This window comes from Pelomicrobium sp. P1 (assembly GCF_052805615.1).
In genome coordinates this window covers 1-10993 of the sequence record NZ_JBRBEM010000027.1, presented here as the reverse complement: position 1 = coordinate 10993, position 10993 = coordinate 1, and the positions used below count along the sequence as shown (strand labels likewise).

General features: G+C 62.3%; 9 protein-coding genes. All 9 read right to left on the bottom strand.

Annotated elements, in window-relative coordinates:
- Window positions 1–193: c-type cytochrome (locus ACUVYZ_RS17130; protein WP_446033091.1), on the bottom strand; the 193-nt coding region annotated here is incomplete at its 3' end.
- Window positions 194–564: 371 nt separating this feature from the next.
- Window positions 565–1875 (bottom strand): OmpP1/FadL family transporter, encoded by a 1311-nt coding sequence (locus ACUVYZ_RS17125; RefSeq protein WP_439935641.1) that lies wholly within the window; start codon window positions 1873–1875, stop codon window positions 565–567.
- A gap of 106 nt (window positions 1876–1981) precedes the next feature.
- Window positions 1982–2539 carry an OsmC family protein gene (locus ACUVYZ_RS17120; RefSeq protein WP_439935642.1) on the bottom strand — a complete coding sequence of 186 codons (558 nt, stop codon included), beginning with the start codon at window positions 2537–2539 and terminating at the stop codon, window positions 1982–1984.
- Window positions 2540–2717: 178 nt separating this feature from the next.
- The gene (locus ACUVYZ_RS17115; protein ID WP_439935643.1) at window positions 2718–3341 is read right to left on the bottom strand and encodes a response regulator transcription factor; all 624 of its coding nucleotides are present in this window, start codon (window positions 3339–3341) and stop codon (window positions 2718–2720) included.
- Window positions 3342–3383: 42 nt separating this feature from the next.
- Window positions 3384–5156, bottom strand: coding sequence for a sensor histidine kinase (locus tag ACUVYZ_RS17110; RefSeq protein ID WP_439935644.1), 1773 nt, complete (start codon window positions 5154–5156; stop codon window positions 3384–3386).
- A gap of 220 nt (window positions 5157–5376) precedes the next feature.
- Window positions 5377–5766 (bottom strand): glycine cleavage system protein GcvH, encoded by a 390-nt coding sequence (gene gcvH, locus ACUVYZ_RS17105; RefSeq protein ID WP_439935645.1) that lies wholly within the window; start codon window positions 5764–5766, stop codon window positions 5377–5379.
- Between the two features lie 346 nt (window positions 5767–6112).
- Window positions 6113–8482 carry a heavy metal translocating P-type ATPase gene (locus tag ACUVYZ_RS17100; RefSeq protein WP_439935646.1) on the bottom strand — a complete coding sequence of 790 codons (2370 nt, stop codon included), beginning with the start codon at window positions 8480–8482 and terminating at the stop codon, window positions 6113–6115.
- Between the two features lie 117 nt (window positions 8483–8599).
- The gene (locus ACUVYZ_RS17095; protein WP_439935647.1) at window positions 8600–10129 is read right to left on the bottom strand and encodes a cbb3-type cytochrome c oxidase subunit I; all 1530 of its coding nucleotides are present in this window, start codon (window positions 10127–10129) and stop codon (window positions 8600–8602) included.
- Window positions 10130–10156: 27 nt separating this feature from the next.
- Window positions 10157–10720: a cytochrome C oxidase subunit II gene (locus ACUVYZ_RS17090; RefSeq protein WP_439935648.1), complete on the bottom strand. Its 564-nt coding sequence runs from the start codon at window positions 10718–10720 to the stop codon at window positions 10157–10159.
- Window positions 10721–10993: the final 273 nt, after the last annotated feature.

Sequence of the window (10993 nt, the reverse complement as noted above, 5' to 3'; positions counted from 1 at the left end):
CCTTGTAAAGATCTTCCTTGGGTTTCCCCGCCAGCGCCGGCATGCCGCCCACCGCGCGCCCCTCGGTACCGTGACAGGCGGCGCAGCTCGCCGCCCAACTGCGCGCCTGAAGGTCTTCGGCGGCCAGACCGGGCGTCGGCGCGGCTCCTATTCCTATGCTTACAGTCAATAGCACTGCTAGGGTGCTTTTCATTTTCCTCCCCTATCGATCTCCAGACCCCTGGATACTTGTCAGAAGGCCCTTCCGACAGAACGCTCTGAAAAAGGACTGAACGGCCATCAGTCGAGGTGCGATCCATAAACCCGAAGCGCACTTACTCATGGTTCAGCGCTTCCGTCTTTCCAGCTCGCTGCCGCGAAGGGGCGCGTAACGAAATTACCCGATGCCTCGAGACCGCAGCGATCCGATATTCCCCTTACCCAATCATCGGTTTCCCTGCCAATTCACCGGGTACTCCCCCTCCCCGCGGGGAACAACCCCGTTGGTCCGGCGAACAAAAACCCTTTCACGCTGAAGCGGGCTCTACCGCACCGCGCCGAGTCGATTGGATTCGAATTCAAGGGCTAGAACTTAAGACTCCACTGGATGTCGGCATCCCAGCCGTTGTATCCGATCCGCGTCCCGCTGCCCAATTGACTGAACAGGTCTCCCGTGCCGTTGTCCGTCTGGGTGTTGCGCAAGGTCCTCACCACCGAAAACGACAACGAAGTCCTTTTATCGAAGCGATATTCTCCTCCCAACGCGAGATGCGTCTCGTAAACCACGGGGACCAGTGCGTTCGCGAATATCACGTTGTCTCTGAGCGGCGTACGGCCGTAATTCACTCCTGCCCGAACCGTAAGGGCCTGGCTCCAGTCGTATTGCACGCCAGCGCCGACCGTGTGCTGATCGCGCCAACCGAAGCCGCCTTCGGACGGCAGCCTGTCGAAGAGACCGACCTGGGTCCATCCGATCCACTTGTAATCCAGGGCCAGTAGAAGTTTATCGGTCGGTCTATACGCCGCTCCCACGCGGACCTCGGGCGGCAACTTGAAGTTGGGGATGATGTCTTCGTAGCGGCCAAAATCCGTGAAAACCTGCGGTGAGGTAAACGAAGCGCCGACGGCCCACTGCCTGTCGATCTTGTACATGACGCCCACCTGTCCGCCTATGCCGTAAGCGATCTCCAAGCGACCGTCGCCCTGCGTTTGCGGGAACCCGGGCTGGCCCAGCGCCGAATCGGTGGAGAACAAAGCAGCATTGATATGCACCCCCACCCCGACCGAAAGCTGGTCCGTCACGGCATAGGACACGGCGGGGATGCCCTTGATGATGAATAGAAAGCTTGATGTGTCGTAATTGGCCCCAGGAGGAGTCAGCAGGCTCGGATCGATACGCGGCTGGCCGTACTGAGCCCCCTCGCCGGCGACGCCGGCAACGGTCGCCCCGAACGTCCAGCGCGACCCCGCCGGCCTGTAGGAAAGTCCGCTGAAGGGCGTGACATAGATGTCCTGGTCGCTGTCTTGCTTGCCGGGCGCGGTGTTGACCACCCCGCCTTGCGCTATCCCGCGCCCGTTCGAGGTGTCGAGGAAGCGACGTGCGTTAAGAAAATGCACGCCGATGTCGGCTGAGTTTTCGATATGGCTCAAACCCGCTGGGTTGATGAGCACCGTCGACGTGTCGAGGGGAGCTGCAGCGCCCGCACCGCCCATGGCGCGGTTCTTCGCCCCCAAACCGTAAAACAACAACCCGTTGATTGCGAACGCCTCGCTTGTCGAGAACGCGATGGGCGTAGCCAGGAGCAGAGCGACCGCGCCCTTGCGCATCGCACTGCTATCGCCCGCTTGCCAGATCCTTTCTTTGCCCTTCGTTTTTTTCCAACGTACCTTTGCCATCGTCGCCCCCTTTTATGTGCAATATCCTTGCAGGCAAAGCAATCCGAAAAGACCTTTTCCGCCCTTTGCCGCGGCGGCAGTGAAGGAGAAGGACTCGGACTAGCCATCAAGCGGCAGCCTGGCGTGGCGCGCTAGCCAAGCTGTGCACCTGCTTTCCGTTGACGGTGGCCGTGCCCGAAACATCCTGAGCCCGCGTGAGGATGTCCAGCAGCGGGCAATGGCCCTCCACGGCCTGAATGAGTTGAAGCAAGGCCGCTTCGTCGGCCGGACTCTTGATGGTGGTATTGAAAGTGATGCGCTTATAGCCCGGCGGCACCGTTTCGTCCAGCCCGAACAGCCCGCGCAGATCCAGGTAGCCCTTCACGTCCACCTTTACTTCTTCGAGGGGGATGCCCATCACGGCCGCATAAGCCGCGTACATGATCTCCTGGCAAGTTCCGAGAGCTGCCAGCACCAGCTCCACCGGATTCATGGCGGCGTTGGTCCCGCCGAGCTCCGGCGGCTCGTCCACGGTCAGCGGCGTGAACTCTCGAACCTTGGCGCTGCAGCGAACACCGTCCTCCAGCCTGGTTTCGGCGCGGAACACGACGTTGGCTGTGGCAGGATTCGACTTGATTCCTTCGATGGTCTTCATCAGCGCAGCTTTCAGATCTACCTGAGACATGACCGCCTCCTTCTAGTGAAATAGTGAAAAGCCTCCGTGGAAAGGCACGGAAGATGCCCCGCGAAGGAGGGACGACTTTCCGCCTTATCCCGCAAAGCCTTCGGCAGGCTTCAGGAAAATAGTGGGGGAACTGGGGTGAGGGAAGGAATCCGGAGGATTACGCAGCCGATGCGGGCAGCTACGCATGCCGCCGGGCGGCGAGAACTACCCGAACCAGCTCCGGGAGGGAGCTGGTACCGAGCTTTTCCATGATATGGGCCCGATGAGTCTCCACGGTCCGCGGGCTTAAGTCCAGCTTCCGCGCGATTTCCTTGCTGGTCTTGCCCTCTATCAGGAGTTCGAGGACCTCCCGCTCGCGGGCCGTCAGCATCGCGAGGCGGCTTTCAATGTGAGAAAGTTGCGCCTCCTGTTCCCTGCGCGCGGCATCCAGCTTCAGCGCCTCATTGATGCGGTCGAGCAGGGTCTGGTTGCGGAACGGCTTCTCCAGGAAATCCAGGGCGCCGCGCTTTACCGCTTGTACCGCCATGGGGATGTCGCCGTGGCCGGTAATGATGATGATCGGCAGCCGGCTCCCGCTGCGCACAAGCTCCTCCTGGAGCGCTAGGCCGCTCATGCCGGCCATGCGTACGTCGAGAATCAGGCAGCCGACCATGTTCGGCCTGTACGCGTTCAAGAACTCCGCGGCAGAAGAAAACGTTTCCGCTTTAAGTCCGACCGACTCCACCAGGCAACGAATCGCGTCCCGCACCGCGGGGTCGTCGTCGACGATGTAGACGGTGGCCAAGTTCTCGCCGGCCCCCATATTCCAACGGCCTCCTCCGCCGGCCGGCGCGTCCCCCTTTTCTCAGGGAGTGAACACCGGCTGCCTTTCGATACTTCTAAGACTTTCCCGCGAAACGTCAATCCGTGGTTGCCCTCCCTCAGCCTCCAATGGCGACTGCAGCTTAAACGCCGGAAGGGTGAAGTGAAACGAAGCCCCTGTACCGCTTTCGTTATCCGCCCAGATCCTGCCATTGTGGGCCTCGATGATGGAGCGGCTGATGGACAATCCTATCCCGAGCCCCCTCGCCTTGGTGGTGAAAAACGGCGAGAACACCTGATCAGCCAATACCTCCGGCACACCTGGACCCGTATCGTGAACGACCACTTCAATGCTTTGGTCCGGCCCGTTCCGTGTCCGGATGGTGAGCACCCGGGCGCCATTGACCTCGCCCATGGCTTCGACGGCATTACGGATCAGGTTCATGACCACCTGTTCGATTTCCACCGGATCGGCGACAGCCGGAGGTAGATTCGCCCCAAGCCCCCATGCCACCGTAACCTCCCGTTCTCTGAGCAGCGGCTGGGCCAGCTCGACCACTCCCGCCACCAGGTCGTTGATGTCGACCGGTTCGTGCTTCGGCTGCTTCTTCGCGACCATATCCCGAAGTCGGCGGATGATCATGCCCGCCCGCTCCGCCTGGGCGGAGATCTGCTGCAGCGTTTCGAAGGCTTTCTCGTGCGCCGCTCCGGATGCTTCCAACATGCGCCGCACCGCGTCGGCATAGGTAGAGATCGCGCACAATGGTTGATTGAGCTCATGGGCCAGGCCCGAGGCCATCTCCCCCATGGTGGTCAACCGGCACACGTGCGCAAGCTCCATCTGCCGCTGCCGCAGCTTTTCCTCGGTTTGCTTGCGCTCAGTGACATCGCGGGTAACCCCGAGCAGGGCGATAACCCGGCCATCAGGGTCCCGCAGCGGAACCGCATGGGTCTCGAACCAGCGCCGACGCCCTTTGAGCGTGATCACCTGAAACTCCAGAACGCTTCTTTCCCCGAGAAACACCCGCTCGGCGTGGGCTCGATAGGCTTCGCGAAACTCCGGCGCCACGAACTCGTACACGGACTGTCCGATGGCCTGCTCCCGGGACTGGGCGTCGAGCATTGCGACCCCCGTCAAATTGATGTCCAGCAGGACGCCGTCCCGTGCTTCCAGCTTCACGCACTCGGGCTCGGCTTCGATGATGGCGCGCAGGCGTGCTTCATTCTCGCGCAGTTGCTGAGCGATATGGCGCTGTTCGGTTACGTCGCGGGTTATCCCGAGCAGCGCCGTAATTCCGCCCTCGGGACCGTAGAGGGGCGCCGCATGGGTTTCCAGCCTCCGCCGGGCGTTGCTCAAAGTCGTCACCTCGAATTCGAGGACATCCTCTTCGCCGCCGAACACCCGTCGGGTCAGGGCCCGGTAAGCGTCATGGTACTGAGGACTGATGAACTCGTAGACGGACTTACCAATGACTTGCTCGGGGAGGCGGGCATCCAGTATAGCCATTCCCGCTGGGTTCATTTCCAGGATGGTCCCGTCCTCCGATTGCAGCTTGATGCACACTGGGGCGGAACGGATGATGGTGCGCAAGCGGTTCTGATTCTCCTGGGACACCAGCTTGATCTGCTCCAGCTCGCGCCGGGCCGCTTCCTCGGCCAAGCGCACGCGGCAACGAGCACAGGCCTCGAATCGGCGTTGGATCGTTTGTCGATGAAGGTGTAAGGCGTAAAGGATGCTCGCCAGTGCGCCCAGGCTCGCCGATGCCAGGACCACGAGCCACATGGCGGCGTTACCAGCCCAGTTAAGCACGGTCACTATGCACCCTCCTTCAAGAAACCCGGATTTCCATAGCCGGGCGTACTTACCCGGCTAAACCCTCATATCGTCCTCCGAAATATAATGCCATCTTCGACCCGAACTGCAGTCTGGTTTTGCTCACTTACCGTAATTTGACGTATGGCCCCAGTAATACTACGCATTGACATAAGGACGGCGCAAGGACGGCCGGCATGAAGCCAAAAAGATCCCGTCCGTATCATCCCGCACCGAGAAGCAACCTGAAATAGGCTTTCGAGTCCAGTAGCCCTGCAAACTCCCCGGTGTTACCGGCCGCCAGCTTTAAGATCCAGCCTTCCCCGTAGGGGTCCTCGTTCACCAGCCAGGGCTCCTGCCGAAGCTTTCCGTTGACCGCCTTAACGATCCCGCTCACCGGGGCAATCAACTCGGACGCTGTTTTTGCCGATTCGATGGTGCCAAACGAAACTCCTTGGCGAAGCTCCGCGCCGGGCTGGGAGCATTCGACGAATACGACCTGTCCGAGCTGTTCCTGCGCGTAATCGGTCACCCCGATAATCACTTCTTCACCCTCGTCCTGTCGCACCCAAAGATGATCACGATGGTAAAGGCGGTCAGACGGACAATTCATGGCTCGTTTCCTCTCTGGATCTCAGGAGTTTGTGAGTCACTTGCGCAAAACCCCGCTTCCTCCGGCATGGATTCCGACACCATCCCGAGGGCGGTTCGCGTTTCGCCCTGCTCAGGACTCATATGTAGCCAGGCCGATGACAAGAAACAATCGGGTGAATTCCGCTGAGACCCAGGGTTTTCCCGTACCCCACAGCGCCATGTCACCGGCACCGAGGATGGGCGGTGGACGTGGTATGCGGCCGCGGATCAGGCCCTCGAACGAAGCGCCGCGGTCATTGCGTCGTTCTACTGTCGAAGTAAGCGGACCGCTCGTGAAGCGTCAGGATTGACGGCGTCGCCAACGGTCATGTCGGCAAGCGAGACCTCCGGAAGGCCCGGCGTCTTGCTCGAGCCGCCACGACCTCTTCGACCACGTCAGACCCCGCCATCGTCCGGGAGGAATTCAACATCACTAGAAGGCTGCTCGCGGACATCGCCAGCGCGGCGAGCAAGGGATTGAGGAGCCCCGTCATCGCCAGCGGGATCGCGGTGGCGTTGTACACAAGCGCCCAGCCGAGGTTTTGTCGGATGCGGCGCCGAGCCGCACCGACCAGATCGAAGGCGTCGAGAACGCGTTCCAGCCGCTCGCCGGGAATGATCAGATCGGCCGCCTCCGCAGCCAGCGAGGTGGGGGCGCCGAAGGCGATTCCGAGATCGGCCTCGGCGAGGGCCGGCGCATCGTTGCTGCCGTCGCCGATCATGGCCACCGTGCCCCTGGACTTCAGTTGGCGGATGATCGCCGCCTTGGCTTCGGGCGGAACGCCCGCATAGACCTCGTCCACGCGCTCCTCGTAGCCGCACGGATGCTCCGCTCCGGTCAGCAGTATCACCCGGCTGCCCTGGCGCAGCCGTTCGATGACCCGTTCCCATTCGGGGCGGGACTGATCGCGGGTGACGATGGCACCTTCGGCGCGACCATCCCAGCCCACATAGGACACCACGCTCTCACCGGGGCGGCGTGGAGCAATCCGGGCTGCAAGCGGCTCCGGGATCGTCCAGCCCAGCGCCGAGAAGAACGCCTTGCCACCGACCGCCACGCGCCGGCCGCCGACGCTGCCCAACGCTCCTCTTCCCGGGTGGATCTCGATATCCGTGGCCGTCCTGTGCGCGTCCAGCCGCGCGATCGCCTTGGCAATCGGGTGGGACGAAAACCGCTCGACGGCCGCGGCACGAACGGCGACCTCGGGCGGGCCAACCACCTCGACCACGGCCATGTTGCCGGTCGACAGCGTTCCCGTCTTGTCGATCGCGACCATATCGATACGCGGCGCCTTTTCGAAAAGATCGGCGCGGGTGACGATGATGCCGCGGCGCAGTGCCGTACTGATGGCCGCGGCAGTGGCTAGCGGTATCGCCAGCCCGAAGGTGCAGGGACAGGAAACGATCAGAGTCGCCAGGCTCGCCAGCAGCGCCCTCTCGAAGGGCGCGCCGCCGATATAGAAGCCGAGCCCCACGATGGCGGCGAGAACGAGCACGGCCGGCACGAAAACGCGCGAGAGCCGATCGACGCGGCTTTGGATGCCCCCGGTGGAACTCTGCGTGTTCCAGAGGATGTGCGCCAGGCTCGCCAGACGGCTCTCGACCCGCGGCCCGACTTCGATTTCAAGCTCGCCCTCGAGGAGCGCGGTGCCACCGAGCGCTTTCCCGCCCGAGGACCGCCACACGGGAAACGGCTCCCCGGTCATGAGCGATTCATCGACCGCCCCTTGTCCACCGACGATGGTGCCATCGACGGGAACCATCTCCCCCGAGCGAACGAATACGCGGTCGCCCGGGACAAGCTCCTCGAGCCCGCAAAGCAGGTACTTCCCGTTTCTCAGCACACAGGCCTTGGGAGACCAGGCCCGCATGATCGCGTTCAGCTCGCGCGTTGCGCGCACCCTGGCGCTGCGCTCCAGAAAGCGGCCGATCGTCACCACGGCGACGAGCGACCCCGCCACCTCGAAGTAGAGATCGAGCGGATCTTCAAATAGCTGGACGACGCTGTAGCCGTAGGCCGAAAGAATGGACAGGGCGAGCAGGCTGTCCATGTTCAACATGCCGGCTCGAATGCCCCTCCACGCCCCGAGCAGAATCGGCAGTCCGACGTAGAAGACGAGGATCGATGCAAGCGCGAACAAGGCGAGCGGCGTCACATCGAAGGCTACCCAGCGGATCGCTTCGTAATCGCCTGGTACGGCAAATCCACTGTGGATCGGGTAGACGAACAGGAAGGACAGCATCATCACGGCGGAGGCCAGGACACCGCCGGTCAGGAGCCGCAGCAGATCCCTCCGCTCGTCGTATTCCGGCGCCCCATCGCCGCGCAACCGGGCGCGATAGCCAAACCGGCCGAGAATCGCCGGCAAATCGGACTCCCGAAGCACCTCGGAGTCATAGACGATTTTCGCCGTCGAGGTGGCAAAGCTCGCTGCCGCCGCGAGAATGCCGCGGGTTTTCAGTGCGAACTTTTCGATGAGGAATTCGCACGAGGCGCAGTGCATCCCTTCGATCCAGAGGTAGGCCTCCTTGCCCCGCGGCGGAGGCGGCGCCTGGCAGGTGCCTTCCCGGACGGCGGCAAAGACGCCGGCGCCGAAGCAGCGATAGACCTCGCGGCAGCCGTGGCAGCAGAACTCATGGCCGTCATGCCGTAACGGCGGGTCGGGGGTAGGCAGGCCACAAAGCTTGCAGTTCATGGCGGTCCTCGTCCTGCCCATGCGTGCGCCAGCGGCGCACGCGCTCTGGCGGCCATGTCCTCTCAAGACCAAGGCCGATGGAGCGCCCGCATAGTGCGGGCGCTCCATCGGCCTCTACTACGCCGGCGCCACCTGCCGGCCGAGGGGCGAGGCGATCTCGCGGGATTTCAAAAGATTATAGGCGTAGACGACAAGCGATGCGCCCAGAATCAGGCCGAAGAACAGAAGCAGGTTGCCGTAAAGCATCCAGCCCTCCTGGTTCCAGTCCGCGAAGCGCCGCGGCATGCCGGCTGCGCCTCCGGCCAGCATCGCCAGCGCAGCTCCGATGCCGCCGATGGCGAAGAGGCGAACGAACCACGCGCCCAGCACGGGGTCGAGCTTGCGGCCCGTAATCACGGGGTAGTGATGATAGAGAACGCCCAGCCACATCATGGACATCGACACGATCACGGTCATGGTATGGCCACTTTGCCACATCGTGCCGTGCAGCATGTAGGACCAGGCCACGTTGGAGGTCACGATCGCGCTGGCGCCGTCGAGAATGTACAGCACCCAGCCCATCAGCACGGCCATGATGCCGGGCTCCGGCCGCAGTCCGTGCTGCCAAATCGTGGCGAGGACGGTAAAGATGCTCAGCGCAGCGCCGACGCCGGTCCCCCAGCTCATGATGTTCCCCCAGTAGGAGAGGCTGGCCGGCTGGTTGGGATAGAGCGTGATAAAGTGATGCAGGAACGAGGTGATCGAGGTGAGCAGCAGTATCCAGAGCGCCGTGTTGGCGAGCCGGTTGCTGAAAAGCTGGCGAGTCCCGTCGGCGAGGTACAGCGGCAGCGTGGCGTACATCGCGCTCATCACCATCAGGGCCATCGCCTCCATCAAGTTATGGGCAAAGATATAGAAGCTGTACTGGAAGACCACCGGCTCGGCGGCCCAGGCGGCCATGGACATCGGGATGACACCGTACAGCGCGAGCAGCAGCGTCGTCCCGACCACCATCAGCGGAATGCCCGTCACCAGCAGCGTCAGCGCGGACAGGGCCATGCCCAGCATGCCGGGATCGTTGAGCGAGCGCTCGGAGAGGACGAGTTCCGGCCGCTTCTCGCCGAAGAACAGCATCTTGAGCACCAGGAGCGGATAGAACAGGATCATGCACGCCAAAACCAGGTAAATGCCGGTGAAACCGAGCACGACAGTGCTCATGCTCCAGATGCCCATCTGCGCGCCGACCAAGGGGAGCGGATACATGACGACTAGACTGACCTTGAAACCCAGCAGGACCGCCACCGTCAGCAGGGCTGATCCCAGGTTCATCGAGATGAATGTCAGCGCTGGAAGCGCGCCCGCGACAGGCTTGCCGACGCAGCCGCCCGACCTGTGCAGACCGACGCCGACCATAAGCTGGAAAGAGAATGGAAACGCGAGCGCCGCGCCGTGCAGGGTCAGGGTCGTGTAGAACAGACCGCTATCGAGACCGAATATTTGCGTAGCCGGTATGACCAGGCCCAGCAGGCCGGCAACGGCGAGCCAGACGAAGGAGGCCATGATCATTAAAGCCGGCCAGGCGTTGATCTCCTCCAGTCCCGTGCTCTTGTCAAGGTTGAGTATCTTGCCGAAGACCGGCGTGTTTTGAACGATTGCGCTGGCGATCATGTTGCGTCCTCCTCCTGGGCGGCGCCGTCAATTGCTCTCGACAACGATCAGTTCGTCCAGCATCGCATGGTGCGCGATGCCGCAGTATTCGAGGCAACGCACCTTGTATCTGCCCGGTTCCTTGAACGTATGGACCAGCGTCGTGGGCCTGGTCAAGCCCGGCATCAGCATCATGGTGAACAGCATCCTGCCGTCCGGATGGTAAACCGCGAAGCCGTGCTGGGTGTCGCTGCTCTTGCCCGAGAATCGTACCGGATGGCCGGCCTCGATCCGGCGGTTCGAAATCTCGTAGACCCAGGACTTCGCCGTCACGTCGATTTCCTGAAGGGGCTGGCCGCTGGTCGCGGCACGCGCAGCGGCGATGGTCGGCATGTACTTCAGGCTGGCCAGGTTCACGCCGACGAAGACCACGAACACCACGGCCAGCCAGATTCCCTCAAGCCGCGACAGCTCCTTGCGGGGCGTGGCGCTCGGCCCCGGGTCGACGACGCTTTTCCTGTAGATGACGTAATAGAAGATCACCGCGAACGGTACCGCCATGAACAGCGTCATCCAGAATGCGCCCCAGCCGGAAAATAGGAAGTCCAGCATGTTGATTGCCTCCTCGTCTTATCACTCGGTGCGCCAGAGCGACCCAGCACAGCGGACTCGCGGCTGGCTTTAAGCGACGCAACCCATCAAGACTTGTATAAGCCGGGCGATCCTGCCGGTCTACTAGGACATTTACTTAGGAGCATAAGGGAACCTCTAAAAATTCGTTTTTCTGCCCCACATTCTTCCGCACAACACGCGCTGGCGGAGAGAGCCGTTCGTGGTCAAACCGCCGTCGTTGGTCGGCGGTTCGGTTTTCAACCGTTCAAATAC

What these genes read in the sequence shown, in the direction of transcription:
- ACUVYZ_RS17125 (WP_439935641.1), bottom strand. Translation starts at nt 1,875, where the DNA reads ATGGCAAAGGTACGTTGGAAAAAAACGAAGGGCAAAGAAAGGATCTGG.
- ACUVYZ_RS17120 (WP_439935642.1), bottom strand. Translation starts at nt 2,539, where the DNA reads ATGTCTCAGGTAGATCTGAAAGCTGCGCTGATGAAGACCATCGAAGGA.
- ACUVYZ_RS17115 (WP_439935643.1), bottom strand. Translation starts at nt 3,341, where the DNA reads ATGGGGGCCGGCGAGAACTTGGCCACCGTCTACATCGTCGACGACGAC.
- gcvH (WP_439935645.1), bottom strand. Translation starts at nt 5,766, where the DNA reads ATGAATTGTCCGTCTGACCGCCTTTACCATCGTGATCATCTTTGGGTG.
- ACUVYZ_RS17100 (WP_439935646.1), bottom strand. Translation starts at nt 8,482, where the DNA reads ATGAACTGCAAGCTTTGTGGCCTGCCTACCCCCGACCCGCCGTTACGG.
- ACUVYZ_RS17095 (WP_439935647.1), bottom strand. Translation starts at nt 10,129, where the DNA reads ATGATCGCCAGCGCAATCGTTCAAAACACGCCGGTCTTCGGCAAGATA.
- ACUVYZ_RS17090 (WP_439935648.1), bottom strand. Translation starts at nt 10,720, where the DNA reads ATGCTGGACTTCCTATTTTCCGGCTGGGGCGCATTCTGGATGACGCTG.